Genomic DNA, 25849 nt, shown 5'->3' on the forward strand with positions numbered 1-25849 from the left:
CGCCCAGAGCCCGCCTTTGGCGGGGTGGCCTCCGCTTCGCTTTGGCCTAAGGATTCCCCCTCGCTGCGCTCGGGGCGGGCCGCTTGGCGGCCTAGAGCCGGCCTTTGGCGGGGTGGCCTCCGCTTCGCTCCGGTCAATGAACTCCCTTCGCTGCGCTCGGGGACGGGCCGCTCTGTGGCTCAGAGCGGTCCTTTGGGCGGGTCGCCTCCGCTTCGCTCCGGCCAATGAACTCCCTTCGCTGCGCTCGGGGACGGGCCGCTCTGTGGCCCAGAGCGGCCCTTTGGGCGGGTCGCCTCCGCTTCGCTCCGGCCAAAGAACTCCTCGCTGCGCTCGGTGGGCGGGCCGCTTCGCGGCCCAGAGCCCGCCTTCGAGGGGGTGGCCTTCGCTTTGCTCCGGTCAAAGAACCCCCCTGCGCTCGGGGCCAGAGTGCTTCGGGGCCCAGAGCGCGCCTTCGACGGGGTCGCCTCCGCTTCGCTCCGGCCTTGAGAACCCCCTTGCTGCGTTCGGGGGCGGGCCGCTCCGCGGCCCAGAGGCCGGCCTTTGGCCGGGTGGCCTCCGCTTCGCTCCGGCCAAAGACCCTCCTCGCTGCGCTCAGCAGAGGGGTGCTCCGCCTCTTGAACCCTCCTTTGGGGAGGTGGCCTCCGCTTCGCTCTGGTCCTGGCAAGCAGTCTCCTGGTGCTTGGAGGGGGCCGCTTCGCGGCCAGGAGCTGGGCTTCGGCAGGGAGGCCTTGGTTTCGCTCAGCCTTGGGAAACCCCTCACCAGGTTTGAGAGACGGCCGCTCCGCGGGCCTAGAGCTGTCTTCAGAGTTGGCCTCGGTTTTCCTCCGGGGTCTGAACCTGCCTCGTGGTACTCGGCGCAGCGCTGCTTCGTGGCTCGGAGACTGTTTTGAGGAGGGTGGGCTTCGCTTTGTTCCAGCCCAGAGACCTGTCTTGCTGAGCTTGGCGGACGGCAGCTTCGAGTCCAGGAGCAAGCTTTCAGCAAGGTTGTGTTCGTTTCGCTCCGGCCCCTGGCCTTGGGTTTTGCTCTGGGTTGGGAGGGTTCAGGGCCTCGTTGCAAGCGGGCTAATTCTGTACTTCTTAGGTGCCCTTTGTGAGGGGGTATGGGCGAGGGGTTTGCAACCGCGGCGCTGAGTGGTGTTTTTTGGCTGTTTGTGAGCTTTTGGTGGCGAGTGGGGGCTCGGGTTTTGCGTTAACGGCGTTAACGCCGTTAACGGTGATGGGGTGGGTGATTCAAAGTGAGAAGTGGATAGAGACGGGATTCAGTCAGTTTCGGTGTGGGGGGAGGGGTGTTGGTGGGGGTTGGGGATGGGTGTTGGAACGTCAGGAAGTCGTGACTTCGGGCGGGTTGGAGGCGGCGTTGAGTACGCGCAGCGCGGCAGGAGACGGCCTATAGAAGGTACGGAGATGCGTTGCCGCAGGTCAGAGGGGGTTGGGGGGGAAAGTTATGTCCCCTCAGAAGGGACATAACTCGGGGGATGTGTCGCTGGTGGGGGGACAGAACGAGCGCAAAACGTCAATGGTACTGACGCTTTTTGGGCTGAAACGTCTGCGAGGCTGACGTTTTGCTGGAGATGTGTCCCTGAACTGCTCGGGGGCGGGGAGCGGTTGGGGGCCGGGCGGGGACTGGCCGGCGGGGAGTGTGTGGCTGAGATATGTCACCTGTGGGGTTACATAAGACACGCCGAACGTCAACGAGCGTGACACTTGTGTCACCCTTGTTGACATACTCTCTGCTGCAGATCAACGAAGTGGAGAGCATCCTCGTGTCATCAGAGCCACAGCGCCGTCGGCCGAGTCCGCCGCGCGCGCCGCGTCCTGATCTCCCCGTTGATGACGCGATCTCGGCGTGGAGTCAGCCGCTGGCTCCGGTCAAGGATCTGGACAGTCTGGCCCGGCGGTACCCCAGCCGGAAGCTCACGCTGGACGGAGAACGCAAGCCGCTGGAGTTCTACGGGACTCAAAGTCAGCCAAACGCGTTTTCGATGGACAGCCTCGAGTTTTTCCTGGTGATCGCCCAGTACTTCCGGGAAGCCTTGCCGTTGAGGCTGATCCTGCTGCTCATCGCGTGCCAACGAGCGGGGGGCCGGATTCCTCTTACACAGGAGGAGATGGCTACGATCCTGGACGTCAGCCGGACAAAGACGTCGGAGGCGCTGCACACCGTCATGTCTCATGGGATCGTCTTCAAGGTGCGGCGGGGTGTCTACCAGTTCAACCCGCCCTACAGTTACCGGGTGGCTGAGTTCATCCCGGGTACGGAGATGACGGGTGAGTTCGTGAAGGTGGAGCAGCACAGCACCATCTCGCAGATTCGTAGCGATACGAGCCTGCCTGATCTGGTGCGCTTCCCGTCACTGGATCACATGCGTCAGGCCATCGCGGAACTGCGGGCCGAACGGGCCAAAGAGCGCGCTGCGCGTCGGCTTAGCCGAGCGAAGCGCACGGAAGAAGGGACAGCTCAGTGAGCACCTTGCGATTCGCTGCGGTCAACGCCGACGGGCTTCTCTCCGACCTCGACCTCCCGCCTGCGGCCTACCGTGTGCTGCTGAAGCTGCGTTCGCTGAGCGAGCCGGGCGGGCGGATCCTCATCGACCAGGCCACCGTGGGTGGGCTGCTGGAGCTGAGCCGGCCGAGTGTCAATGCCGCGCTGCGGAGCCTGGAGCTCGCGAAGCTGGTGCGGAAGGTCAGGAACGGGGTGTACCAGATCAACCCGATGCTGGCCGGGTACAACTCCTTCGAGGACGCCGTCGCCGCCGTCAACGCGATGGCTCCCGACGAGAGGCTCGACGCGCGGGGCTATGTCGCCAGCTACCACCAGGCGGTGGCGGAGTATCAGGACCAGCTGGCCGAGCAGCGGAAGAAGCGGGCCGCGCAGGCGGCCGCGAAGAAGGCTGCCGAGTCGAAGCGGCGTAGGACGTTGCACGCCGTGGGGTGATGCGGACGTCTGGACGGGCCTGTGAGGGCTTTTGAGGGTCCCGGGGTGGTTTCCCCCCGGGACCTTTGATTTTGGGGCTGTGGGCGGCCCTGGGGACTTTCGTCAGAACGCGAAGTCCACGTAGTCGATGTCCGTGAACTCGACCAGGAGGCTCGTGGCGCGGGAGCCGTTGTCCTTGAAGTAGAGCTCCTGGAGGCCTTCGGCCGCGATGTGGCGGAGTTGGGACTCGGTGGCGCCGGCCTCCTGGGCTGCGAAGAGCCGGGACGCGTACTCCGGGGGGAGGTGCTGGGTGATGCGGCGCATGCGGCCGTCGTCGGTGGTGCCGGGGGCCGCGGTGAAGCCGAAGCGGGCGCGGGTCTCGATCACGAGGCCGGTGGTGCGGGCCGCCTGGTCGCGGGCGCGCTTGCGGACCAGGGGCTGCCAGCGGCGGCGTACCTCTGATTCGAGGCGGGCGGCCAGGGCCGGTTTGGGCTGCTTGATCTCGTTTTTGACGTAGCGCTCGACCGTGCGTTGGGAGATGGCGAGGGTTGCTGCCACCGCTTTGGTGGATTTGAGCTGTTTGAGCAGGTAGCGCATCTGGGCGCCCGCGGATTTGGGGATGGGGCGGGTGAAGTGCTGTTCGTCGGCCCTGGTCAGGCTGTCGGAGATGTCGGACATTCTTCGTTACTCGCCGTCTGCCGCAGCGTCGTGGCCCTTGATGTGGCGGGCGGGGTTGAGGTGTTCGTCGAGCATCTGGACGGCCCAGAGGAGGGGCTGGGTGCCCTCGTGCTTGACCATGCCGGGGCTGACGCCGAGGCGGAAGCCGCCGGGGAGGGGCTTGCCCTCGGGGGTGTGGGGGAGGAAGTCGAGGGGGCTCGGGCCGTCGGAAAGGTACACCGCGCAGTCGGAGAGGACCGCGATGGGGTGCAGGCCCGCCGCCGTGGCCAGCTTCTGCATCTTGCGGTGCATGTTGACGCGGGCCGTGGCGATGACGGCGGCGCGGATGTCGGGGCGCCAGGTGGGACGTTCGAGGGCGGGCCAGGCTTCGCCGGGGCGGTAGGCGGCGCCCTGGGGGCGCTCGCGGAGCTTGCCGATGCCGCCCTTCACCGTTGATTTGATGGCGGAGAGGACTGCCGCGCTGGGTGGGTTGCCTTCTTTGTGGCCGGACATCGCGGTGAGGAAGTCGGGTTCCGAGAGGGACGGGGTGACGCCGAGGTCCGCCATTGTCGCCATGTAGGCGTCGCGGAGGCGGGTGTACCAGGCGTCCAGGTACGGGCCGTGGTCTTCGCGGATCCAGGCTTCGGTGGGGTGGACGTCGTGGCCGAGCTCCTGCGCGTAGGCGAGGGTCGGGGTGGCGTACCAGGCGGGGCCGGTCGGGGGCCGGCCGTGGGGGGTGAAGGGGCTGGGCAGGCGGGGGTCGAGGGACAGGGTGGAGAGGTCCGCGAGCCAGCAGCCGGGGGTCTTGGGGTCGAAGCGGGGGGCGGTGACGTGGGTGGCGCTGCCGAGGCCGACCGGGAGGCGGTTGGCGGCTGCGGCGAAGGCCATGTTCACGTCGATGCCGACGGCGTGGGTGCGGGTGCACTCGTCGTCGGTGAGGAGCTCCGGGTCGCGGATCCAGTCGTAGGCCTCTTCGTCGAGGACCTGGTCCGGGGTCCGCTGGTGGGAGCGGGGGTAGAGGGCGGCGACGACCGGGTGCTCGTCCGGGGCCTCCGGGGGAGCGGGGTCGACGGGGCGGGTGAGGGAGCCGGGGACCGGGGCCGGCACCCAGGTGTTCGTCGCTTCGTCGCGTGCGGCGCGGGTGGGCGGGCGCAGGGCCGTCATGAGTTCGAGGCCGGTGACGGCGGTGGAGCCGCGGGGGGTGAGGACGCGGGCGGCGTAGGTGGTGAGGAGCTCGGCCAGTTCGGGGGCGGAGAGGTCGGCGGTGTCCTCGCCCCAGGCGCGGGGGTCGAGGGCGCCCCAGGGGAGGATCGCGAGCTGCACGCACTGGCGGCCGGTGGTGGGGGTGGCCGGGCGGTAGATGCGGGGCCAGGGGCCGAAGCCGCGGCGGGTCAGCTGCCATTTGCTCTTGGTGAGCTGCTTGAGGGTGGGGTGGTTGTCGGGGAGGCGGAGGGCGCGGCGGTCTTCCAGGGTCGGGGGGAGGCCGAGCCGTTCCACGGCGGGGGCGGTGAGGACGAGGAGGGGGTCGCCGTCGCGGCCGTTGCGGTGGAGGCGGGGGGAGCGGAGGTTCGCCTCGGTGAGGGCCCAGGTGACGAGGTCGGGGAGGTTGGTGGTGGGGTGGTCGAGGATGAGGCCGGCGGCGGCGTAGGCGTGGCCGGTGCCGTCCAGGACTGCGAGGGGGCCGTTGCCTTCCAGGGTTCCCCTGGCTGTCGCCTCGCGGGGGCGGGGCTGTGCGGTCGGCCTGGGGGCTGTGGGGGTCGTGGCGGGTGCGGGGTGGGTGGGGCCGGCCGTGTGGGGGGAGAGCGGCCGGTCGGGCTGGGCCTTGGCTTCCGGCGTGGTGGTGTTGAGGGGAGTGGGTTGTTCGGGGTCCGCTGCGGGGGCGGGGGCGGGGGCGGGGGCGTTAACGGCGTTAACGGCGTTAACGGCGTTAACGGGGGGCGGGGGCTGGGGGGCCTCGGCCGCCTCCGGTGTGGCCGTGCCGGTGGGCGTGGGGTCGTCTGGTTCGGCCCCGGGCTGGGCCTTGGGCTGGAGGGCGTCAACGCCGTTGACGGTGGCGGTGGGCCGGGGGGCTTCCGGTGTGGCGGTGCCGGCGGGCGTGCGCTGGTCGGGGTCGGCCTCGGTCTTGGGCTCAGGCTCGGGCGCGTTAACGGCGTTAACGGTGGGGTTGGGCTCGACGGGCTCTGGCTCGGGCGTTGTCGCGCGCGAGGAGGTGGGCCGGGCGGGGGCTGGCGCGGGCTCGGTGGTGACGCCGTTGACGGGGTGGAGGGTGGCGAGCCCTTCCAGGAGGCGGGCGTAGGCGGCGCGCTTCGGGGGGCGGGGGGCCGTACGGCCGATCTCCCAGGAGGTGACCGTTTCGCGGCGGACGGAGAGGGCCTTCGCGATCTGGTCCTGGCTCAGGCCGGCGGCCTCGCGGAGGCGCTTGCGCTCGTCCGGGTGCGGGAGCGCGTCCTTGGCGGCTGCTTCTTCCAGCAGGGCGTCGACCGCTGCGAAGAGGCTCTCTTGTTCGTTGGGCATCGGTACCTCCGAAGGCAGCCTATGTGAAACGCACCGTTAAACGCACATGAAACGCACGTGGGGGCGTTAACGGCGTTAACGGTGATGGTGTTAACGGCGTTAATGCCCCCGGCGGGTGCGTGGCTCAGATTCGCGTCATGAGGAGCTCCGTGACGGCCTTGAGGTCGTCCGGCGTGAGGTGCGCGGTGAGGGCGTCCGCGATCGTCTCCGGGGAGTTCGTGGAGATGGTGATGCGGGGGGAGGCGGGCGGGGCGGGCGGGGTGGAGGGGGCGGGTGTGGCGTTAACGGCGTTAACGGGGTGGGTGCGCTGGCGGGGCGGGTTGACGGCGTTGAGGGATTCGTCCGCCGCCGCCTCCTGGGCTTCCTGGGGGAGGCGGCCGATGCGGCGGGCCGGTTCCACCTTGAGCTCGCCCGATTCGACCTTGTCCTGGAGTTCGGGGGTCAGGTTGAGGAGCGCCAGGCGCTGGGAGACCCAGGCGCCCGTCTTGCCGAGCCGCTTGGCGACCTGCGCCTGGGAGCCGTGTACGTCGACGAGTTCCTGGAGGGCGCGGGCCTGGTCCATGGGGGCCACGTCGACCCGGTGGATGTTGGCGATCAGAGCCGATTCGAGGATGTCCGAGGAGGACGCCGAGAGGGCGTCGTTCACGTGGATGTGCATCGTCTTGAGGCCGGCCAGGTGGGCCGCCGCCAGTCGGCGGTTGCCGTCGATCACGACGTACGGAGCACGACCCAGGCCGTCGGTGGCGCCCGGGTGGGCCTCCATGAAGGCCATGCGGGTGGCGACCGCGAGGGGCTGGAGCTGTCCGCGGGCGACGAGGGACGCGGCCAGTTCGTCGAGTTCGGTGAGGTCTTCGCGGAGGTTGAACGGATTGTGGGCGAGGGCCTCGATGGGAACCTCGGACGGGGGGACCACTCCGGAGGTGGGGGCGCCCGTGGCTTCGGCGATGGCCGCGCGGCGGGAGCTCACCCCGACCGGCTGGGCCCGGGCGAAGGAGGCCGAGACGCCGAGCTTGTCTGCCTTGCTGCTCATGAGATCTCCCGGGCGAGGGCGCGCAGGGCCACGGCCTGGTCGCCCTTGGGTGCGTAGACGAAGAGGGGCTGCTTCACACGGACTGCTTCGCGCTGTTCCTTGAGGTCCGGTACGACGGCGACGACGCGCGGATCCTTTATGTCCATCCAGGCCTGGAGGGAGGAGGTCGCGATGTAGCCACGGCGGCCGTCGTAGAGGTTGACCACGAGGCCCAGGTAGTCGATGTCGAGGCTGAGGTCGTCGCGGAGGTCGTTGATCTGGGAGGTGAGGAGGTCGTACGCGTCGGCGGACGAGTCCTCCGCCTGTACGACGATCAGCGCGCCGGAGGCGCCGGGCTGCTCGGCGTCGCGGCGGCGGCCGTAGTAGATGGCCGCGTCCATGCTGAGGCCGAGGCTCGGAGGGCAGTCGACCAGGATGACGTCGTAGTCGGACTCGACGGGGGTGAGGGCCCGTTCCAGGGCGGCCTCGCGGGCGCGGACCGTGGAGAGGCGGACGTCGAGGAGGAAGGCGTCCGTGCAGGCGGGGAGGAGGTGGAGGCGGTCCCCGAACCGGTCGTGCTCGATGGGCACGATGAGGTCCTTGAGGGGGCCCTTGGCCTCGCCGGCCATGTGGCTGGTGAGGCTGTCGCCGCCGATGGGCAGCGGCTGCTGGCCGAGCTGCTTGGTGAGGTGGCCCTGCGGGTCGAAGTCGATCAGCAGGACGCGCATGCCGAGGCCGGGCAGGTCCTCCAGGTCCAGGGGGGTGCCCGGGTCCGTGTGGGGTTCGTCCTCGGAGGACGAGAGGCGGGCCAGTTGGCGGGCGACGCGGACCGGGTGGAGGGTCGACGGGTCCTCGGCGAGGGCCTCGGCGGTGCCCGCGGTGATGGCGGTCTTGCCGACTCCGCCCTTCTGGTTGCACACGATGATGCGGCGGACCACGGAGGGACGCTTGACCGTGGGGGCCGGGTTCAGCTCCAGCCAGAGGTGGACGGCCTGGGCGAGTCCCTGGATGAGGGAGACGCCCCGGTCCTTGGAGTCGGCGCGGAAGGACTCCCACTGGCCGGCGGGCAGCCAGGTGGAGAACGATTCGGCGCCGGAGGTGTCGACGGGGGAGGGGGCCGAGGCGAGTGCGCTCCAGTGGGCGATGCCCTGGTGGACGGCGTCCTGGATGTCCACCCGCAGCTGAGCCGTGCGGATTTTCAACTCCTGGCGCAGCCACGGGGGGAGCTTGGAGACGACCTTCTCTCGGTCGCTCTGAGACGAGGGCGAAGTCATGAGAGGGACTTTACTAACGTTCAGGGGTGTTCGTGGGCGCCACGCTTGAGTTTTGCTAACGAAGTGGGAGAGATGGGGGTGGGGAGGGCTCGCCCAGGGCGTTAACGGCGTTAACGCCGTCAACGGTTCGGGGTGGCCTCGCGCGGGTCCTGGCGAGCACCATCGTCGTTCACCACTGGGTGTGCGAGGCGGGGTGCGAGGCCGCCCCGAACTCGTCGTCAGGCGGCGGGCGCGAGACCGAGTTCGGCCCGGCACTCGGGCGAGCCGGCCGGGACGAAGCGGGGGACGCGGCCCGCGGGCACGATGCCCGGGAGGAGGAAGTCCCACAGGTCGGTGATCCGTGCGTGCAGGTCCTCGCGGTGGGTGCGGACGTGCGAGGTGACCTGGATGCCGGTGAACGAACCGACGAGGAAGGTCGCGACGTCGTCGACGTCCAGCGACGGCTTGACGTCACCGCGCGCCTGGGCCGGCGTCAGACAGGTGCGGCAGGTCTCGATCCAGGTGTTGTACGGGGACGGGTCCGGGTCGGTGAAGGAGCCGAACTCGATGACGAGGCGGATGGCGGCTCGGACGCGGACGTTGTCGCGCAGCCCGGAGGCCATGCGGTGGCTCAGGTCGATGACGGTCTGCAGGCCGGGTGACTTGAGGGCGGGTACGTCGGAGGAGACCTGGAACTGCTCTTCGATCAGGGTGCGGGCGAGGGCTTCCTTGGACGGGAAGTGGAAGTACAGCGCGCCCTTGGTGACTCCGGCGTTCCTGACCACCTCGCTGAGGCTGGTGCCGCCGAAGCCGGCGGCGTCGAAGGCGACGGCCGCGCCGTTGAGGATGGCCTCCCGGGTGATCTCGGCCCGCTGCTGCCTGATCCTCGCCACGTGCGTGTTCCCCCTGGGTGTCGGCTTGGCGCCGTCCGCGGGGTGGTCGCTGCGGAGTGTGGCGTCGATGGAGGCAGGTTACGGGGGAAGGAAACCTGTCGACCAGTATTTTTTGGGCCTGGGCCGGCCTGACCTGGGCCTGGGCCTGGTCCTGGGCCTGGGCCCGGGGCTGGGGCTGGGGCTGGGCGTTAACGGCGTTAACGCCGTTAACGGGGGTGAGGGGTGGGCGGGGTGGCGTTAACGCCGTTAACGCTGTGGGCGGGTGGGGGCGTCGCATAGGAGGGGAGGGGGAGCGTGGAGGTGTGCTCGCCGGCCTTCAGCATGAGGTCGAGGATGCGGCGGCGTCCGAGCAGGCCGTTGCGGAGGCCGAGGCCGAGCTTTGAGGCGGGGGCGAGGAAGGAACCCGTACGCGCTCCGTTCTTCTGGCAGCCCTGGGCGTAGGGGCGCACGAGGGATTCGTAGCGGGCGAAGGCTCCCCGATGGTCCTCGGGGGAGCGGGAGAGCTCGCCCGCAAGGACGTACGCGGCCACGATCCCGGTGCCGGTGCCCATGCCGCCGATGGTCGCGCCGCAGGCGGCGTCGCCGAGGAGGGCGATCCGGCCGGACGACCAGGTGGGTACGTCGACGCGGCTGATGGAGTCGAAGTAGAGGTCGTCGGCGGAGGAGAGGGAGTCGAGGAGGTGGTCCACGTGCCAGGGCAGGCCGGTGAAGGCCTGTCGGAGGAGCTGCTTCTGGGTCTCGGCGTCCTGGCGGTCGTAGGCGAGTTCCGGGGAGGCGAAGACGAGGAAGGCGCGGGCGCGGGTGGGGTCGGTGTGGTCGGCGCCGACGCCGGCGAAGCGGCCGGGGGTGTTGTGGGCGAAGGTTCCCGTGCCGGGGCGGAGGTTCAGGTGGTTGGGGAGGCTCCAGCCGGCGGCGTAGTGGCCCAGGTGGGCGACGTAGTCGGCTTCCGGGCCGAAGGCGAGACGGCGGATGTGCGAGTGGATGCCGTCGGCGCCTACGACGAGGTCGAAGGTGCGGGGCGGGGCGTGGCGGAAGGTGACGTCCACGCCGGTGGTGGATTCGGTGAGGGAGGTGACCGTGTCGCCGAAGAGGTACTCGGTGGAGGGGAGGGAGGACTCGTGGAGGATGCGGGAGAGGTCGCCGCGCAGGACCTCGATGTCCCCGCCGGCGAACTCCGTGGGGAGGTGGAGGAGTGGTCTGTCGTGGGCGTCGACGAAGGTCATGGGGGAGCCGGTGGTCCGGACGCGGCGGAGGTCTTCGAGGACGCCCATGCGGTGGAGGACGGACAGGTGGGTCTCACCGCGGAAGTCGACGGCCTGGCCGCCGGGGCGGAGGGAGGCGGCGAGTTCGACGACGGTGGGGCGGACGTGGTGGCGGACGAGCCAGTGGGCCAGGGCGGGGCCGGCGATGCCGGCGCCGGAGATGAGGACGGTGCGGGGCATTTGGGCTTCTCCTGGGTGTTGGGGTTGGGGGCGGGGGTCTGGGTGCTGGGGTGGGGGCTGGGCGTTAACGGCGTTAACGCTGCTGGTTCGGGGGCTGCGGGAGGGGGGTGGCGTTAACGGCGTTAACGCCGGCGCGGGTATACGGGCTGCCGGGTCGGCGTTAACGCCGTTAATTGTGTCCGGTGGAGACTGAAGAATTAGTGTGTACGGTAGACGCGGTTTTCGTGCGAGCGCAAGGGGATTTGGTCCGATGGCGGATGAGCAGTGGGGTGCGGCCGTGCGGTTGTTGTGGGGGCCGGAGCCGTCGGCCAAGCCCGCGCGGGGGCCGAAGCGGGGGCTCACGCTGGAGGCGATCGCTCGGACGGGGATCGGGATCGCCGACGCCGAGGGGCTGGGCGCGGTGTCGATGCAGCGGGTGGCCGGTGAGTTGGGCGTCACGAAGATGGCGCTGTACCGGTACGTGCCGGGGAAGGCGGAGCTGGTCGCGCTGATGGTGGAGGGGGCGTTGCCGGTTCCGGACGCGTCGGCCGAGCCGTTGGAGGGCGGGTGGCGCGAGCAGTTGGGGGTGTGGGCGCGGGAGCTGTACGCGGGGTTCCGGCGGCATCCGTGGTTGCTGGAGGCGACGGTCGGGGTGCGGGTGATGGGGCCGCGGGAGTTGGGATGGATGGAGCGGGCGCTGTCCGCGCTGGACGGGTGCGGGTTGAGCGGGGCCGAGGCGATGGATGCGGTGGTGTTGGTCGCCGGGCATGTACGGGGGATCGCGGAGCAGGGGCGGGCCGCCGGGGTGACGCCGGATGGAGGTGCGGGGCCCGATGCGCAGCTTGCGGTGATGCTGGGGGAGGTCATGCGGGTGCGGGGGGAGGAGTTCCCGGCGCTCGGGGCCGCGATGGCTTCGGTGGCGGAGCACGGGGGGCATGACGAGGCGTTGGAGTTCGGGCTCGACCGGATCCTGGACGGGCTTGGGTTGCTCGTTGCGCGGCGGGTGAGTGGGGGGCGGTCTTAACGGCGTTAACGGCGTTAACGCCGTTAACGTTGTTGAGAGGGGGCGGCGGTCGGTTTGGGGTGTGCGGTCTCTCTTGTGGTCGGCAACCGTCAGGGGGCGGGCTGCAGCCTCTGGCACGATCGGGCCATGTCGATGGATCCTCTGGTTGTCCGAGCCCGTGCGCTGTGGGAGGGCCTGGCCCGGGTGCCGGTGTCGTTCGCCCCGTCGGGTGGTGTGGACGTGGTGGTCTCTCCCCGGTCCGGGCTGTGCCCTGACGGCTGGGTCGGGGCGGTGGCTCTGGGGGGATCGGCGATCGTCACCGCGCCGAGCGACGGTGTCGCCGTGCTCGTTCGTGACGTACTGCGGAGACTGCCGGTGGAGGCCGTCACCGATGCCGCTCTGGTCCGGCGGGTCCTTCCGGTGGCTCGGGTGCTCGGGCCGGCGGCGCTGTCGTACGTGTCCCCGGCGGGCTTCCGGCCGGTGGAAGTCGGTGCGTTGGGCGTGGAGCGGCTACCGGCTGCTCATCCGGACCTGCGGAGTCTGGAGCGGCTGGCCGGGCGTGAGGATGCCGGTGAGGCTGCCCTGGACGAGATCACGTCGCCGGCGTTCGTGGTGCGTGAGCGGGTGCGGGGGCGGGTGGTTGCCGCCGCGGGCTATTGCGCCTGGCCGAGGCGGACGGCTCAGATCGGCGTACTGACGGCTCCGGAAGTGCGGGGGCGGGGGTTGGCCCGGGTGGTGGGGTCGGCGGTGGTTGCTCATGCTCTCGAGGTGGGGATGTTGCCGCAGTGGCGTGCGCGGTCCCGGGCCTCCCGGGTTGTTGCGGGCGCGTTGGGCTTTCAGGAGTTGGGTGTGCAGCTCAGCGTCGAGATCGCTTGAGTGGTTGTGGCGAGGGTTCTTGGGCGGGGCGAGGTCGTGCCGGCGCCTTGGATCGGGCGCGGGGCGTGTCCCGTACCGACCGGGCGTCGGCGGTGGGGGTGTGCCGCTGCGCGGAGCTGGTCCCCGACCCGCCCTTTCTCCGTTTCCCGGGGCTCCGCCCCGGACCCCGCGCCTCAAACGCCGGTGGGGCTGGAGTGTGGGGTTCTGTTCGGGGCCTCGCGCCTCAAACGCCGGTGGGGCTGGAGTGCGGGGTTCTGTCCTGGACCTCGCTCCTTCGAGGGTCGGTGGGGCGGGGGCTTGAGGGGAGTGCCGTGTGTGATGGGTCCGGGTGGTCGGTGCCTAGCATGCGGGGATGGATGGGTTTCGGCTTGATGTGCCGCAGGGGGAGTTGGATGACCTGTGGGAGCGGTTGGGGCGGGTGCGGTGGGTTGAGGGGTTGGAGGGGGTGGGGTGGGACTACGGGATTCCGGTGGGCGAGGTGCGGGAACTCGTGCGGTACTGGCGGGACGAGTACGACTGGCGTGCGGCTGAGGCGCGGTTGAATGAATGGCCGCAGTTCGTGACCGTCATTGACGGGGCGCGGGTGCATTTTGCGCATGTTCGATCGGCGGAGGCGGGGGCTACGCCGTTGTTGATGACCCATGGGTGGCCGGGGTCGTTTGTTGAGTTCCAGCGGGTTGTGGGGCCGTTGACCGATCCTCGGGCTTACGGGGGAGATGCCGAGGACGCGTTCCATGTGGTGATGCCGCACATCCCCGGGTTCGCGTTGTCCGGGCCGACCACCGAGGTGGGGTGGGAGTTCAAGAGGGTGGCGCGGGCCTTCGGGACGTTGATGGAGCGGCTCGGGTACGCGGAGTACGGGGTGCAGGGCGGGGACTGGGGGGCCGCCGTCTCGCGGGAGCTCGGGCGGGTGCGGCCGGAGAGTGTGATGGGGGTGCATCTGAATTTGTTGCCGGGGGGTGGTGCCACCGCCGAGCCCGGGGCGGAGGAGCTGGCCGCGCTGAGTCCCGAGGAGAGGGAGCGGACGTGGGCCTCTTGGGAGCGGTACCGGGTGTGGGCGCGTGAGCGGCAGGGCTACGCCGACATCCAGGCGACCCGGCCGCAGACCCTCGCGTACGGGCTGAACGATTCACCGGTCGGGCTGCTCGCCTGGATCGGGGAGAAGTTCGCGGAGTGGAGCGACCCCCGGTGCCCGATCGACCGGGATCAGATGCTGACCAACGTGATGTTGTACTGGCTGACGGGGACGGTGGGGTCCGCTGCCCGGATCTACTACGAGAGGGCGCACGCGGGGTACGCGGGGGAGGCGGTCGCGGTGTCGACGACGCCCACGGCGGTGGCCGACTTCCCGAACGACAACTTCATTCCGCTGCGGCACGTGGCCGCGCGGACGGACTCCGTCGTGCGGTGGACCTCGTACGACCGGGGTGGGCACTTCGCCGCCATGGAGGTGCCGGAGTTGCTGGTGGCGGACGTGCGGGCCTTTTTCGGCGAGTTGAGGGCCTAGGACTCGGGGGTCGGGCGGCGGTCCACCGCTTCGAGGGCCAGCTGCCACGGGAAGTGGGGCGGGGCGTCGGGGCCGGCCGGGCCGGGGGTGAAGCCGGTCTCGCCGTAGAGGACCTGTACCCCTGCGGTGCGCAGGACGGCCAGGGACTGGTCGAACTGGGGGTGCGCGGCGAGGGCGGCGTTCGTGCAGGGCATGGCGACGACCGGGGTGCCCTTGCCGACGGCCTCGGCGGCGACCCCCACCACGAAGCGGTCGGTCAGGCCGAGGGCCCAGGCGTTGACCGAGTTGAACGTGGCGGGGGCGAAGAGCAGGGCGTCGGCCACGGGCCATACGTCGGCCTCGCCGGGGAACTTGTACTGCCAGCGCACCGGGTGGCCGGTCAGGGCGGCCAGTCCGTCGAGGCTCTCGGACAGCCAGTGGGCCGCGGTCGGCGTGAGGCCCAGGCAGACGTCCCAGCCGCGGGCCTGGGCGTCCTCGACCACGTGGGCCACGTCGAAGACGGGCGGAGCGGCGGAGCAGAGCAGGTACAGGGTCTTCGTGGTCATGGCGCAATATGATCATATTGCGCGACCTCGGCTGTCGATCAGGTCAGCCGGAGGACTCCCACGGGCTCGTCGCCGCTGAGCTCGCCGGTGCGCTGGAAGCCCAAACCCAGGTAGAACGGCTCGGGACTGCCCTCGCCCAGGTGCCAGGTGACGTACGCCCGCGAGGTGCCCCGGCCGCGGATCTCCTCGTTGACCGCCCGGACCGCGAAACGGCCGTAGCCCTTGCCCTGGTGGCCGGCGGCGATGTTCAGGCGCCAGATGCCGGAGCGCAGGTCGGCCGGGTCCACGTCGGGGTTCCAGGCGATGTCGAGGAACGCCATGACGAAGCCGACCACTTCGTCACCGTCGACGATGGCGCGCGGCCAGGCGGTTTCGCCGTGCACGTACGCCTCGGCCAGCGACTTCATCACGGGGGAGACCAGATGGTTCTGGTCGGGGCGGACCTGTACCGCGCACACCGCGTCGAAGTTGTCGGCGGTCACGGGCTCCAAGCGGAGGGGGGCGGGGGTGGTCATGGGGGGAGTCTAGGCGGTCTTTGGGCTGGTCAGGGGGCCTGGGTCGGTGTGGCAAAGGCCGCGCACATCCGCCGCTCAAGGGGAGGGGGGCATCATCGGGCGCGTCGGCCGCATGTGGCGGGCCGTGCGGCCGGCTGTGTGGCGAGCCGTGTGGCCGGCCGCGTGGCCGGCTCCATTCGTCCAAGTCCGTTCGGCCAGTTCCATACGTTCAGCTCCATGTGCCCAGCTCGATCCGTCCAGTTCCATGTGTCCAGCTCCTTGCGTCTCCCGGACTCAGAGAAGAGGAACCGCCCTGATGCCGTCGACCTCCACCACCACCACGACCGCCTGGCTCGCATCGCTGGAGCAGCGGATCGAGCGCCGTGACCCCGGTGAGCCGGAGTTCCACCAAGCCGTGCGGGAGGTGCTGGAGACGCTCGCGCCGGTCTTCGACGCGCGCCCCGAACTGCGCGAGGCCAGGGTGATGGAGCGGATCGCCGAGCCCGAGCGGCAGATCCTCTTCCGGGTGGTGTGGCAGGACGACCAGGGCCGTACGCAGGTCAACCGCGGGTTCCGGGTCGAGTTCAACAGCGCGCTCGGCCCCTACAAGGGCGGCCTGCGCTTCCACCCGTCCGTGAACCTCGGGATCGTGAAGTTCCTCGGGTTCGAGCAGATCTTCAAGAACGCGCTGACCGGGCTCGGGATCGGCGGCGGCAAGGGCGGCAGCGACTTCGACCCGCGCGGGCGTTCCGACGCCGAAGTCATGCGGTTCTGCCAGGCCTTCATGACCGAGCTGCACCGGCACCTCGGCGAGCACACGGACGTCCCGGCCGGTGACATCGGCGTGGGTGGCCGCGAGATCGGCTACCTCTTCGGGCAGTACCGGCGCATCACCAACCGCTGGGAGGCCGGCGTCCTCACCGGCAAGGGCACCGGCTGGGGCGGCTCCCACGCCCGTACGGAGGCCACCGGCTACGGCAACGTGCTGTTCACCGCCGAGATGCTCAAGGTGCGCGGCGAGGACCTGGACGGGCAGCGGGTCACCGTCTCCGGCTCCGGCAACGTCGCCATCTACACGGTGGAGAAGGCGCAGGCGCTCGGTGCGCAGGTGCTGACCGTGTCGGACTCCGGCGGCTACGTCGTCGACGAGAAGGGGCTCGACCTGGAGCTGCTCAAGCAGATCAAGGAGGTCGAGCGGGGCCGGATCAGCGAGTACGCCGAGCGCCGCGGAGGCTCCGCCCGCTACGTCGAGGGCGGCAGCGTCTGGGACGTGCCGAGCGACGTGGCGCTGCCGTCCGCCACGCAGAACGAGCTGACCGAGGCCGACGCGCTGAACCTGGTGCGCGGCGGGGTCAAGGCCGTGTCGGAAGGCGCGAACATGCCGACCACGCCCGAGGCGGTGCGCGTCCTCCAGGAGGCGGGCGTCGCCTTCGGCCCCGGAAAGGCCGCGAACGCGGGCGGGGTTGCGACCAGCGCCCTGGAGATGAGCCAGAACGCGGCGCGCGACGCGTGGCCGTTCGCCCGGGTCGAGGAGGAGCTGGCCGGCGTCATGCGGAGCATCCACGACACGGCGTACGAGACCGCCGAGCGCTACGGCCGCCCCGGCGACTACGTCGCGGGCGCCAACCTGGCCGGCTTCGAGCGGGTGGCCGACGCGATGCTGGCGCAAGGCCTGATCTGACGCCTCCATCCCACTTCCGTCGCGGCCCGAGTTGGCTGGGACACGCTCGACGCGTCCATGCGAGCGATGGAGGGCTGACGATGACGGTGAAGGCGATGGGCAAGGCTCCGGAGAGGCCCGTGGCGCTGGTGACCGGGGCCACCAGCGGGATCGGGCTGGCCGTCGCCCGGGACCTGGGAGCCCGCGGCCATCGGGTGTTCCTCTGTGCCCGCACCGAGTCCGTGGTCAAGCAGACCGTGGAGGACCTGCGGGCCGAAGGACTGACCGCGGAGGGCGCGGCCGCCGACGTGCGCGACCGCGCCGCCGTGGAGGCGCTGGTCGCGGCGGCCGTGACCGCGTACGGCTCGCCCGTCAGCATCCTCGTCAACAACGCGGGCCGCAGCGGCGGCGGCGCCACCGCCGGCATCACCGACGAGCTGTGGCACGACGTCATCGACACCAACCTGAACAGCGTCTTCCTGCTGACCCGTGAGGTGTTGACCAGCGGTGGCCTCGGCGCCGAGCCCTGGGGGCGCATCGTCAACATCGCCTCCACCGCGGGCAAGCACGGGGTCCTGCTCGGGGCGCCCTACTCGGCCTCCAAGCACGCGGTGATCGGTTTCACCAAGTCGCTCGGGAAGGAACTCGCGACGACCGGGACCACCGTCAACGCGGTCTGCCCCGGCTACGTCGAGACGCCGATGGCGGCGCGCGTGCGCACCGGCTACGCGCAGGCGTGGGACACCACCGAGGAGTACATCCAGGAGCAGTTCGAGGCGAAGATCCCGCTCGGCCGCTACTCCACCTCCGAGGAGGTCGCGGGTCTGGTCGGCTACCTGACCACGGACCTGGCCGCCTCCATCACCGCCCAGGCGCTCAACGTGTGCGGTGGCCTCGGGAACTACTGAACCGCGGACGCACAGGAGAGGGCCCCGGCCGGATTCTTCGGTCGGGGCCCTCGCGTACGTCCCTGGCGTGTGCTTCGTGCGGTGCTGTTCACAGGACGGTCGGCGACCCCGTCACATCCCGTACGACGGCCTGCGGAGCGATTCCGGTGGCCCGCCACGCGGCCAGTACCTCCGGGTCCACCCGCTCGTCCGCCAGCAGCACGTGCCGCAGGGCCGGCAGGCTGCTGCCGCGTGCCGCCGAGGTCAGCCGGGCGAAGGCGGACGGCAACTGCGTCACCACCGTCACCTCCCGCTCGGCCAGCAGCCGGGTGAAGGCGTGCGCGTCGGACGCCGTCTCCCGGTCCACGACCACGGCCCGGCCGCCCGTGAGCAGCGGCCCCCACATCTCGCGCATGCCGAGGTCCAGGCTCATGGAGTGGAAGTACGACCACACGTCGTCCGGGCCGGTCTCCAGCATCGGGACGCAGCCGTCCACCCACGACAGCACGTCGAGGTGGGACACCGGCCGCACGGCCACCGCCCGGCCCGGGTCGCCGCCCGAGGGGAGCGCCAGGAAGGCCGTGTGCGGCGGGACCTCGCGGTGCATCGCCACCTCGGGCCGCATCGCGATGACGAACCGGCCCGCCTTGGCCACCGGGATCTCGTCGCGCAGCAGTCCACTGTCCGAGACGACCATCTCGGCGCCGGCGTCGCGCATCAGGAACTCCTGCAGCCCCGCGTTGTGCCCGGGCTCCAGGGGCAGCACCGCCGCCCCGGTGCGCAGCGCGCCCACCACGGCGGACGACGCCATGCACGAGCGCTGCGCCCGCACGGCGACGGCCGCGCCGGGGCCGGCCCGCCCCGACAGGCGGCGGGCGATGTCGTCCGCGGCCCATTCCAGTTCGAGGTAGGTCGCCTTCTCCTCCGCGTCCTGGGCGGCGACCCGGCCCGGGTGGCGGGCGGCCGCGGCCGCGAAACGGACGTCGATGCGATCCCGGCCCACGGGCCACTCGCCGGCCGGGTCGAGCCCGATCCGTCCGAGCAGACCGGCCAGGTCGGCGGACAACTGGTCAAGCTCCGGACGGTCCGGAGTGGCGTTCATGCGGCCTCCCAGCGGGCGGGTCGTTACTCCAATGCCCGATGGTGTCGGGCGGCACCGGAGAAACGCTCAAGGCCTGCCGTACAGGACCGGTCAGGGGAGGGTCGGGGGCAGGTCAGGGGCCCGTACGGGGCTCGTCCGAAGGTGCTTGAGAACCGCTGGAAGGCGGGTGCGCACGGGGTCGAGGGCGGCTCGGGACGACCTGGCCGGGCCCCCTGGCGCGTGCCTACGATTCTCGGGCTCATACCGAAGCCGCACTTTCCCGGTCGTGCTCCGAGCGGACCACTCGTAGACGCACGCACATGGAACTGAGCTTTGTGGCTATGGCCCGTCTCACGAGACTGGAATTGACTGTACTCATGACTCAGAACACGAACATCACCCTCGTCATCGGCGGAAACGGCAAGACCGGCCGCCGCGTCGCCGAGAAGCTTTCCGCCCAGGGCCGCGAGGTCCGTATCGGCTCCCGCAGCGGTGTGCCCGCCTTCGACTGGCACGAACCCTCCACCTGGGTGCCGGCGCTCGAGGGCGTCGACCGGGTATACGTCACCTACTTCCCCGACCTCGCCTTCCCCGGCGCCGCCGAGCAGGTCGCCGAATTCTCCAAGGTGGCCGTGGCGAACGGCGCGCGCCGTCTGGTGCTGCTGTCCGGCCGTGGTGAGGAGGCCGCCGAGGTCAGCGAGGAGAACCTGAAGGCCTCCGGCGCCGACTGGACCATCGTCCGCGCCAGCTGGTTCAACCAGAACTTCTCCGAGAGCTTCTTCCTGGAGCCCGTCCTGGCCGGCGAGATCGCCCTGCCGACCGGGGACGCCGTGGAGGCCTTCGTCGATGCCGACGACATCGCGGACGTCGTGGTGGCCGCGCTGACCGATGACAAGCACATCGGCAAGACCTACGAGCTGTCGGGTCCCCGCCTGCTCAGCTACACGGACGTCGCCGCGGAGCTGTCGAAGGCCACCGGGCGCGAGATCAAGTACATCTCCGTCACCAATGAGGAGTACCGCGCGGTCCTGCGCGAGAACGACCTCCCGGAGGAGTTCGCCGACCTCTTCACCATGATCCTCGACGGTCGCAACGCGCACTTGGTGCACGGTGTCGAGGAGGCCCTGGGCCGCAAGCCCAAGGACTTCGCCGAGTTCGCCCACGAGGCTGCCGCCAGCGGGGTCTGGAACGTCTGACCCGCTCCACGAGTGCTTTGCCCACCACCCGCCTGCCGGGCGGCGACTCTGGTACGGCCGCCGCCCGGTGCGCAGGGCCTTGGGCAAGGCAACCGCGTACGACGTACGACCGACCGGCAGGAGGCTCCTGTGCCCACTCCCAAGTCGTTCTCCAGCGAACACGGACTGGACTCACTACCCCCGCACTTCCACGGCTTCGCCCTGATGCACATCGCGATGCGACGCGACGCGGCCCGGCTGCGCGCCGCCGCACCCGCGTGGAAGGGTTCGGGAGCCGAGTGGTGGCAGCGGTTCCGCGAGGTCGTCGAATGGCACCACATCAGCGAGGACGACGTCCTGTGGCCGGGACTGCGCCGCCGCGACGCCGACTTCGACGCGCAGGCGCGCGAACTGCACGATGACCACGAGGAACTGGACGCGGCCATGGCGGCCGTGTCGACGGCGATCGACCGCCGCGGCGAGGACCTCGTCCGGGCGGCGGCGACCTTCGAGGGCGTGCTGCGCGACCACCTGCGCGACGAGGAGCGGATCGTCTTCCCCGTCTTCGACCGGCTCGGCGAACGCGCCTACCTGGCCGAGGAACGCAAGCTGATCTCCAGCGCCCCCATGCGCGTGATGACGTACCTCCAGCCGTGGATGTTCGACGGTGCGGGCAGCCGCTCCGTCGCCTACGTCTCCGAGACGATTCCGCCGCCCGTCCGGCTGATCGGTGCGACGCTGTTGAAGAGGCGGTACGAGCGCACGCTGAAGGGAATCCTGAAGTGACCAGCACGACGACGCAATCCGTGACCCTGGTGGCGGCGACGGTGGGCACCGGCCTGATGGCCGGCCTCTACTTCGCGTTCGACATCTCGGTGATGCCGGGCCTCGGCCGCGGCGACGACCACACCTACGTGACCGCGATGCGGAACATGAACGAGGCCATCGACAACGGCCTGTTCGGCCTGCTGTTCCTGGGCGCCTTCCTGGCGACCGGGGTCGCGGCCACGCAGCAGCAGCGCGGCGGCAGGCCCGACGCGGCGCGCTGGGGCTGGGTGGCCTTCGCGCTGTACGGGCTGTCGCTGCTCGTGACGGCGATCGTGAACATCCCCCTCAACAACCAGCTCGCGCGGGCCGGAGCGGACGTCTCGGCGGCCCGTACCCGTTTCGGCGGCCGCTGGACCTCCGGCAACGTCGTGCGCACGGTGGCCTGTACGGCGGCCCTCGCCGCGCTGGGACGCGTGCTGACCCTCCACGGCCGCGGATCGGCCGCGTAGGCAGCCCGGTGCACGACCGGTTCCACCCCCGTGAACGGCGCCCGCTCTCTCTCCGTCCCCCGCGGCAGAGCGGGCGCTTCGGGGTGCCCGCGGACAGTTCGGAGAGGATCTACGCATGGACACGCTGACCGGGCTGCTCGAAGGGCCCAAGGCCCGGGGGGCCTTCCTCCTCAAATCCGTCTTCAACCCGCCCTGGTCGCTGCGCGTCGAGGACCGGGCCCCGCTGTCCGTCGTGACGATGGTGCACGGCGACGCCTGGCTGCTGCCCGACCACGGGGAGCCGGTGCGCATCCGGCCCGGTGACGTGGCCGTCGTACGGGGCCCCGAGTGCTACACGGTCGCCGACGCCCCGGACACACCGGTGCAGATCACCGTCGGCCCGGAGCAGCGGTGCAGCACGGAGGACGGCGAGGACGTCACCGAGACCATGGCGCTCGGCGTACGCACCTGGGGCGCCGGCTTCCAGGACGCCGGTTCCGCGGTGATGCTCAGCGGCACGTACCAGGCGCCCAGCGAGATCGGCCGGAGGCTGCTGAACGCGCTGCCGACCATCCTCGTGCGGCCGGCCGAGGCCGCCGACAACACCCTGGTCACCCTGCTGACAGCAGAGATCTCCAAGGACGAACCGGGCCAGGAGATCGTCCTGGACCGGCTCCTGGACCTGCTGCTCATCGGGGTCCTGCGGACCTGGCTGGCGGTGCCCGGCAGTGGCGCGCCCGCCTGGTACCGCGCCCAGAGCGACCCGGTGGTCGGCCCCGCGCTGCGGCTGCTGCACGAGAACCCGGCGCACGGTTGGACGGTCGCCGAACTCGCCCTGAAGGTGGGGGTCTCGCGGGCCTCGCTGGCCCGCCGGTTCACCGAGGTCGTCGGCGAGGCACCGGTGGCCTACCTGACCGGGTGGCGCCTCGCGCTCGCCTCCGACCTGCTGCGCGAACCGGACGCCACGGTCGCGACGGTGGCCCGGCGCGTGGGCTACGGCTCGGCCTTCGCCCTCTCGACGGCCTTCAAGCGGGTACGGGGGGTCAGCCCCCAGGAGTTCCGGACGGGCGCCGGCCCGGCCGCCGCGCCGGAGGCGGCGCAGCCGCCGCGCACGGTGGTGCTACCGGCCGGCTGAGCGGGCCACGGCCGTCAGGACGAGGTCGGGGCCGGCCAGCCAGCGGCCCTCGTACACCGGGTCCACGGGCGGGGGGACCGGTGGGCGCAGGGTGGTCGTGAAGGTGCCGTCGGGGGAGAGCAGCAGGGTGGCGTCGCGGAAGCCCAGCCAGATGCCGGTGGCCGGGTACCAGGCCTTGTACGCGGCCTCCTTCGCGGAGAAGAAGATCCGGTCCCAGGGCAGGGAGGGATCGGCCGCGGTGAGGTCGCCGAGGCGGGCGCGTTCCTCCTCGGAGGTGATCAGGTTCAGGACGCCCTTCGGGAGCGGGCCGGCCGGTTCCGCGTCGATGCCCAGGGCCGACAGGGAGGACGAGCGGGCCGCCACCGCGCCCCGGTAGCCGTCGCAGTGGGTGATGCTGCCGACCACGCCCGACGGCCACTGGGGGGCGCCGCCCGGCCCCGGGAGGAGGGGGACGGGGCGGCGGCCCAGCTGGGTGAGGCAGCGGCGGGCGCAGGCGCGGGCCGTCGCGAACTGGCGGCGGCGGCGCGCCCGGCGGCCCTCCATCAGGGCCGCCTCGGCCGGGAACAGAGGAGCGGGCGCCGCGTCGTCGAAGGCTTCCGATGACGTGACGCCCGGGGGCAGGAGTTCCTCGATCATCGCGATGCGAGCTCGGCCACCGCGGAGACGGCGAGCAGGGGGCGTTCCAGGGGGAGCATGTGGCCGGTGTCGGAGATCTTCTCGAAGCGGGCGTCGGGGAGGGCGTTCGCGAGGATCTCGGCCAGGTCGATGTCGATGACCTTGTCGCCCTCGCCGTGCAGGACGACCGCGGGGATGGTGACCGAGGCGAGGGCCCCGCGCAGGTCCCAGCCGCGGGTGCAGCGGAAGAAGTCCGCCCGGACCCGGGGGAGGGTCGCCGCGAACATCTGGCGGTTCACGTCCAGCAGGACGGGGTCGACACCCTTGCCCATGGTGGAGCCAAGCAGCTTGCGGCCCAGCCACGGGCGGCGCAGGGCCTTGGTGAAGAGGGGGTTGCCCATCATCTTCACTTCGCTGTCCGGGGTGTCCTGGCCGTGCGCGGCCGTACCGAGCAGCACCAGCCCGCGCAGCCGGCCCGCCGACGGCGAGGTCGTCGCGTACGACAGGGCCGCGAAGCCGCCGCCCGAGTGGCCGACGACCACCGCTTCGCGGGCGCCCGTCTCGGCGAGCACCGCGGCCAGGTCGGAGCCGAGGCGTTCCACCGACACCGGGGTGCGGCCCTCGGTGGAGGCGCCGTGGCCGCGCTGGTCGTAGAGCACCACCCGGTGGCTGGCCCGGATCAACCGGTCGGCGACCGTGCCCCAGGCCCGGCGCGCGTGCGCCCAGCCGTGGACGAGGACGACGTCGCCCGCCGAAGGGGTGCCCGACAGCGGGGCGAGGACGGTGACGGCCAGGTCGGCGCCGTCGTCCGTGCGGACCGTCAGTTCGTGGGTGAGGTCGGGAGCCGTGGTCACCGCGGGACCGCCGAGAGCTGACGGTCCAGCGACTCGAAGGCCGCCAGGGTGCCCTTGGAGTGCTCCGCGCCCAGGTCCGCGACCTTGGAGAGGACCTTCAGCCAGCCGTGCGGGGTGCCGACGAAGTGCATGGAGATCCGGGTGCGGCCGTCCGCGAGGGGTTCGAGACGGAAGCTGCTCGGTCCCCGGAAGACGCCGTCCACGTACTCGATGTCCAGCCGGCGGCCCGGCTCCACGGCCACGGTGCGCGAGGTGAAGCGCAGCTTCAGCCCGCCCTTGTCGGAGCCCTTGGTGTGCACGGTGACGCCCACCAGGCCGCCGACCTCGTCGGGGGCGCCGGAGATCGTCTTGAAGGTGTTGGCCGGGACCCACCACTTCTCCCCGCCGCGGAACTCCGAGAGGAGCGCGTCCCAGACGGCGTCCGCCGGAGCGTCGATCACCGCCTCGTCGATCAGGTCGTACGTCGTCATGCCGAAGCCTCCAGTGGAAGGGGGAAAAGGAAGTGGCGGGGGCGGGATCGTTCTCCCCGCCCCCGCCGCCGGTGCTCCACGCCTGGTCAGGTTCCTGCTGTCAGGCGAAGAAACCCTGGCCGGGGGTGAAGATGTTGTTGGGGTCGAACTTCTTCTTGGCGTTCACGAAGCCGGTCCAGCGGTTGCCGAAGTGCTTCTGCCAGTCGGCGCCGGACATCGGGATGGAGCCCACCAGGTAGCGCTTGGCGCCCAGGCCCACCGCGATGTCGTACAGGCGACGGTTCTGGTCGATCATGCCCTGGATGTTGGGCTCGCCCGGGTTGGGGAAGCGCAGCAGGTCGAAGAGGTAGACCACGGACTCGTTGGGCATCATCGCCAGCGGCCGCTTGATCTTCGAGGTGAAGAACGGGTAGAAGAGCAGGAACCCGCCGCCGAGCGACGTCGCGTCCAGCTCCTGCTCGACCAGCTTCATGAACTGCTTGGTCTTCGACGCCGGCAGGAACATGCTCAGCCACGGCTTGGGCGTGTACCAGTGGCCGCCCTCCTTCAGCACCGCCTCGTAGCCGTCGAGGCGGAACATGTAGTCCCGGAAGGACACGTCCTCGATGACCGCGTCCGCGCGGACGTCCTGCAGGCCGCACAGGAGCGCCTCACGGTCCGGCGGGGTGGTGTTGTAGGTGGCGCCGACCTCCAGCTTGTAGCGCCAGCCCGACCCGTCCGGCTTCTGCAGCATCTCGCCCGCGTGGACCTGGAACCGGCCCTCGGCCAGCACCTTCTCCGAGTCCGCGAGGTACGTCTCGACGTTCGCGTAGAACAGGCTGAAGATGACGGAGCGCTTCGGCGCCGGGATCAGCTTGACCTTGACGCGGACGATGATGCCGACCTGGCCGCCGCCCGACAGGGCCGCGTTGAACAGCTCGGGACGCGTCGTCGCGGTGGCGGTGACCAGCTTGCCGTCGCCCGTGATGATGTCGATGGACTGCACGGTGTCGCACAGCAGGCCGTACCGCTGCACGGTGCCGCCGATGCCACCGATGCTGATGGTGCCGCCGACCGAGATGTACAGGTAGTCGGGGAGCGCCGGCGGGGTCTTGCCCACCTTCAGGGTGGCGTCGGTCAGCTGACCCCAGGTCACGCCGGCCTCGACGACCGCGTGGTCGCTGCCGATCGTGAGGATCTTCGACATGCCCTTGGCGTCGATGGAGATGCCGCCCGGGACGCGCGCCTGCCCGTACACCGAGTGCGACTCGATGTCGTTGCCGGTGCCGCCCTGACCGTTGACGGCGACCTTGATGCCGTTGGCGCGGGCGTAGTTGACGATCTTGACGATGTCGTCCACGCCGCCAGGCCGCAGCACGGCCCACGGCTTGCTCGGCGCACCGTCGAAGAGGTGGCCGAAGTCGTTGGCGAAGGCCTCGACCGTGGCCGGCGCCGTCTCCAGGGTGCCGACCAGCCCCGGCACCGGGACGACGTCGGAGCTGCCGGCCTCGGCGGCCGTCGCCCAGGTCTGGGAGACGGTGTTCCAGCCGACGATCGCCACGGCCGTGGTGGCGATCCCGCCGAGGACCCGGCGACGGGACGGCTCGGCGGCGGTGCCCGCGGCGTTTCTCTGGGTGCTGCTCATCTGCGT

The 25849-nt window shown here is 70.8% G+C and carries 24 protein-coding genes; 11 read left to right on the plus strand and 13 right to left on the minus strand.

The window, feature by feature from the left end:
- The first annotated feature begins 1718 nt into the window (after positions 1-1718).
- Together ACFYYJ_RS37120 and ACFYYJ_RS37125 are read left to right on the plus strand one after the other, a co-directional pair.
- Positions 1719-2465 carry a hypothetical protein gene (locus ACFYYJ_RS37120; RefSeq protein ID WP_384589311.1) on the plus strand — a complete coding sequence of 249 codons (747 nt, stop codon included), beginning with the start codon at positions 1719-1721 and terminating at the stop codon, positions 2463-2465.
- Positions 2462-2935, plus strand: coding sequence for a MarR family transcriptional regulator (locus ACFYYJ_RS37125; RefSeq protein ID WP_384589314.1), 474 nt, complete (start codon positions 2462-2464; stop codon positions 2933-2935). Before ACFYYJ_RS37120 ends, ACFYYJ_RS37125 begins: the two co-directional genes overlap by 4 nt.
- 102 nt (positions 2936-3037) lie before the next feature.
- Here ACFYYJ_RS37125 and tpg read toward each other — a convergent pair whose 3' ends face one another.
- The 6 genes from tpg to ACFYYJ_RS37155 form a co-directional block, all read right to left on the minus strand.
- Positions 3038-3592 carry a telomere-protecting terminal protein Tpg gene (gene tpg / locus ACFYYJ_RS37130; RefSeq protein ID WP_385126412.1) on the minus strand — a complete coding sequence of 185 codons (555 nt, stop codon included), beginning with the start codon at positions 3590-3592 and terminating at the stop codon, positions 3038-3040.
- Between the two features lie 6 nt (positions 3593-3598).
- Entirely contained in the window at positions 3599-6085 is a 2487-nt protein-coding gene (gene tap, locus ACFYYJ_RS37135) for a telomere-associated protein Tap (RefSeq protein ID WP_389138841.1), read from the minus strand.
- Positions 6086-6209: 124 nt separating this feature from the next.
- On the minus strand, positions 6210-7115 hold the full coding sequence (locus tag ACFYYJ_RS37140) for a ParB/RepB/Spo0J family partition protein (protein WP_389138843.1): 906 nt from the start codon (positions 7113-7115) through the stop codon (positions 6210-6212).
- A complete protein-coding gene (locus ACFYYJ_RS37145) occupies positions 7112-8368 on the minus strand; it encodes an AAA family ATPase (protein ID WP_385126416.1) in 1257 nt (418 codons plus the stop codon). Before ACFYYJ_RS37145 ends, ACFYYJ_RS37140 begins: the two co-directional genes overlap by 4 nt.
- A 218-nt stretch (positions 8369-8586) precedes the next feature.
- Positions 8587-9240 carry a ScbR family autoregulator-binding transcription factor gene (locus ACFYYJ_RS37150; RefSeq protein ID WP_389138846.1) on the minus strand — a complete coding sequence of 218 codons (654 nt, stop codon included), beginning with the start codon at positions 9238-9240 and terminating at the stop codon, positions 8587-8589.
- 206 nt (positions 9241-9446) lie between these two features.
- Positions 9447-10682, minus strand: coding sequence for an FAD-dependent monooxygenase (locus ACFYYJ_RS37155; RefSeq protein WP_389138848.1), 1236 nt, complete (start codon positions 10680-10682; stop codon positions 9447-9449).
- Positions 10683-10932: 250 nt separating this feature from the next.
- On the opposite strand from ACFYYJ_RS37155, the gene ACFYYJ_RS37160 reads away from it, so the two are divergent.
- The 3 genes from ACFYYJ_RS37160 (at position 10933) to ACFYYJ_RS37170 (ending at position 14047) form a co-directional block, all read left to right on the plus strand.
- Positions 10933-11685, plus strand: a complete 753-nt coding sequence (locus tag ACFYYJ_RS37160; protein WP_389138850.1) for a TetR/AcrR family transcriptional regulator — start codon at positions 10933-10935, stop codon at positions 11683-11685.
- 126 nt (positions 11686-11811) lie between these two features.
- On the plus strand, positions 11812-12540 hold the full coding sequence (locus ACFYYJ_RS37165; RefSeq protein ID WP_385363367.1) for a GNAT family N-acetyltransferase: 729 nt from the start codon (positions 11812-11814) through the stop codon (positions 12538-12540).
- Between the two features lie 352 nt (positions 12541-12892).
- A complete protein-coding gene (locus ACFYYJ_RS37170) occupies positions 12893-14047 on the plus strand; it encodes an epoxide hydrolase family protein (protein WP_389138853.1) in 1155 nt (384 codons plus the stop codon).
- Here ACFYYJ_RS37170 and ACFYYJ_RS37175 read toward each other — a convergent pair.
- Positions 14044-14592 (minus strand): flavoprotein, encoded by a 549-nt coding sequence (locus ACFYYJ_RS37175; RefSeq protein ID WP_385363369.1) that lies wholly within the window; start codon positions 14590-14592, stop codon positions 14044-14046. The genes ACFYYJ_RS37170 and ACFYYJ_RS37175 overlap by 4 nt on opposite strands.
- Before the next feature lie 38 nt (positions 14593-14630).
- The gene (locus tag ACFYYJ_RS37180; RefSeq protein WP_385126425.1) at positions 14631-15107 is read right to left on the minus strand and encodes a GNAT family N-acetyltransferase; all 477 of its coding nucleotides are present in this window, start codon (positions 15105-15107) and stop codon (positions 14631-14633) included.
- Between the two features lie 295 nt (positions 15108-15402).
- Here ACFYYJ_RS37180 and gdhA point away from each other — a divergent pair, with 295 nt between their 5' ends.
- Together gdhA and ACFYYJ_RS37190 are read left to right on the plus strand one after the other, a co-directional pair.
- On the plus strand, positions 15403-16767 hold the full coding sequence (gene gdhA, locus ACFYYJ_RS37185) for an NADP-specific glutamate dehydrogenase (RefSeq protein ID WP_385126427.1): 1365 nt from the start codon (positions 15403-15405) through the stop codon (positions 16765-16767).
- Between the two features lie 80 nt (positions 16768-16847).
- The gene (locus ACFYYJ_RS37190; RefSeq protein WP_385126429.1) at positions 16848-17654 is read left to right on the plus strand and encodes an SDR family NAD(P)-dependent oxidoreductase; all 807 of its coding nucleotides are present in this window, start codon (positions 16848-16850) and stop codon (positions 17652-17654) included.
- Positions 17655-17742: 88 nt separating this feature from the next.
- Here ACFYYJ_RS37190 and ACFYYJ_RS37195 read toward each other — a convergent pair whose 3' ends face one another.
- Positions 17743-18735: an AMP-binding protein gene (locus tag ACFYYJ_RS37195; RefSeq protein ID WP_389138857.1), complete on the minus strand. Its 993-nt coding sequence runs from the start codon at positions 18733-18735 to the stop codon at positions 17743-17745.
- A 356-nt stretch (positions 18736-19091) separates the two neighbouring features.
- Here ACFYYJ_RS37195 and ACFYYJ_RS37200 point away from each other — a divergent pair, with 356 nt between their 5' ends.
- The 4 genes from ACFYYJ_RS37200 to ACFYYJ_RS37215 all read left to right on the plus strand — a co-directional run bounded on the left by ACFYYJ_RS37200 (position 19092) and on the right by ACFYYJ_RS37215 (position 22280).
- Entirely contained in the window at positions 19092-19910 is an 819-nt protein-coding gene (locus tag ACFYYJ_RS37200; RefSeq protein ID WP_384589359.1) for an NAD(P)H-binding protein, read from the plus strand.
- Positions 19911-20039: 129 nt separating this feature from the next.
- On the plus strand, positions 20040-20675 hold the full coding sequence (locus ACFYYJ_RS37205; protein WP_385126434.1) for a hemerythrin domain-containing protein: 636 nt from the start codon (positions 20040-20042) through the stop codon (positions 20673-20675).
- Positions 20672-21166: a DUF1772 domain-containing protein gene (locus tag ACFYYJ_RS37210; protein WP_384749992.1), complete on the plus strand. Its 495-nt coding sequence runs from the start codon at positions 20672-20674 to the stop codon at positions 21164-21166. Before ACFYYJ_RS37205 ends, ACFYYJ_RS37210 begins: the two co-directional genes overlap by 4 nt.
- Positions 21167-21281: 115 nt before the next feature.
- Positions 21282-22280, plus strand: a complete 999-nt coding sequence (locus ACFYYJ_RS37215) for an AraC family transcriptional regulator (protein WP_385126436.1) — start codon at positions 21282-21284, stop codon at positions 22278-22280.
- Here ACFYYJ_RS37215 and ACFYYJ_RS37220 read toward each other — a convergent pair.
- The 4 genes from ACFYYJ_RS37220 to ACFYYJ_RS37235 all read right to left on the minus strand — a co-directional run bounded on the left by ACFYYJ_RS37220 (position 22266) and on the right by ACFYYJ_RS37235 (position 25843).
- On the minus strand, positions 22266-22916 hold the full coding sequence (locus ACFYYJ_RS37220) for a 4'-phosphopantetheinyl transferase (RefSeq protein WP_385363376.1): 651 nt from the start codon (positions 22914-22916) through the stop codon (positions 22266-22268). The two genes, ACFYYJ_RS37215 and ACFYYJ_RS37220, sit on opposite strands and share 15 nt — an antisense overlap.
- Positions 22913-23749, minus strand: a complete 837-nt coding sequence (locus ACFYYJ_RS37225) for an alpha/beta fold hydrolase (protein WP_389138861.1) — start codon at positions 23747-23749, stop codon at positions 22913-22915. Before ACFYYJ_RS37225 ends, ACFYYJ_RS37220 begins: the two co-directional genes overlap by 4 nt.
- Positions 23746-24219 carry an SRPBCC family protein gene (locus tag ACFYYJ_RS37230; protein ID WP_385126441.1) on the minus strand — a complete coding sequence of 158 codons (474 nt, stop codon included), beginning with the start codon at positions 24217-24219 and terminating at the stop codon, positions 23746-23748. The genes ACFYYJ_RS37225 and ACFYYJ_RS37230 overlap by 4 nt, the downstream gene beginning before the upstream one ends.
- 100 nt (positions 24220-24319) lie before the next feature.
- Positions 24320-25843, minus strand: a complete 1524-nt coding sequence (locus ACFYYJ_RS37235) for an FAD-binding protein (RefSeq protein WP_389138863.1) — start codon at positions 25841-25843, stop codon at positions 24320-24322.
- Between the last annotated feature and the right edge of the window lie 6 nt (positions 25844-25849).

It is taken from the genome of Streptomyces sp. NPDC002467, from assembly GCF_042889825.1.
GTDB lineage: Bacteria > Actinomycetota > Actinomycetes > Streptomycetales > Streptomycetaceae > Streptomyces.

Bases quoted from the DNA above. Each gene is read 5' to 3' on its own strand.
- tpg (WP_385126412.1), bottom strand. From the start codon at position 3,592: ATGTCCGACATCTCCGACAGCCTGACCAGGGCCGACGAACAGCACTTC.
- tap (WP_389138841.1), bottom strand. From the start codon at position 6,085: ATGCCCAACGAACAAGAGAGCCTCTTCGCAGCGGTCGACGCCCTGCTG.
- ACFYYJ_RS37140 (WP_389138843.1), bottom strand. From the start codon at position 7,115: ATGAGCAGCAAGGCAGACAAGCTCGGCGTCTCGGCCTCCTTCGCCCGG.
- ACFYYJ_RS37145 (WP_385126416.1), bottom strand. From the start codon at position 8,368: ATGACTTCGCCCTCGTCTCAGAGCGACCGAGAGAAGGTCGTCTCCAAG.
- ACFYYJ_RS37155 (WP_389138848.1), bottom strand. From the start codon at position 10,682: ATGCCCCGCACCGTCCTCATCTCCGGCGCCGGCATCGCCGGCCCCGCC.
- ACFYYJ_RS37160 (WP_389138850.1), top strand. From the start codon at position 10,933: ATGGCGGATGAGCAGTGGGGTGCGGCCGTGCGGTTGTTGTGGGGGCCG.
- ACFYYJ_RS37165 (WP_385363367.1), top strand. From the start codon at position 11,812: ATGTCGATGGATCCTCTGGTTGTCCGAGCCCGTGCGCTGTGGGAGGGC.
- ACFYYJ_RS37170 (WP_389138853.1), top strand. From the start codon at position 12,893: ATGGATGGGTTTCGGCTTGATGTGCCGCAGGGGGAGTTGGATGACCTG.
- ACFYYJ_RS37175 (WP_385363369.1), bottom strand. From the start codon at position 14,592: ATGACCACGAAGACCCTGTACCTGCTCTGCTCCGCCGCTCCGCCCGTC.
- ACFYYJ_RS37180 (WP_385126425.1), bottom strand. From the start codon at position 15,107: ATGACCACCCCCGCCCCCCTCCGCTTGGAGCCCGTGACCGCCGACAAC.
- gdhA (WP_385126427.1), top strand. From the start codon at position 15,403: ATGCCGTCGACCTCCACCACCACCACGACCGCCTGGCTCGCATCGCTG.
- ACFYYJ_RS37190 (WP_385126429.1), top strand. From the start codon at position 16,848: ATGACGGTGAAGGCGATGGGCAAGGCTCCGGAGAGGCCCGTGGCGCTG.
- ACFYYJ_RS37195 (WP_389138857.1), bottom strand. From the start codon at position 18,735: ATGAACGCCACTCCGGACCGTCCGGAGCTTGACCAGTTGTCCGCCGAC.
- ACFYYJ_RS37200 (WP_384589359.1), top strand. From the start codon at position 19,092: ATGACTCAGAACACGAACATCACCCTCGTCATCGGCGGAAACGGCAAG.
- ACFYYJ_RS37215 (WP_385126436.1), top strand. From the start codon at position 21,282: ATGGACACGCTGACCGGGCTGCTCGAAGGGCCCAAGGCCCGGGGGGCC.
- ACFYYJ_RS37220 (WP_385363376.1), bottom strand. From the start codon at position 22,916: ATGATCGAGGAACTCCTGCCCCCGGGCGTCACGTCATCGGAAGCCTTC.
- ACFYYJ_RS37230 (WP_385126441.1), bottom strand. From the start codon at position 24,219: ATGACGACGTACGACCTGATCGACGAGGCGGTGATCGACGCTCCGGCG.
- ACFYYJ_RS37235 (WP_389138863.1), bottom strand. From the start codon at position 25,843: ATGAGCAGCACCCAGAGAAACGCCGCGGGCACCGCCGCCGAGCCGTCC.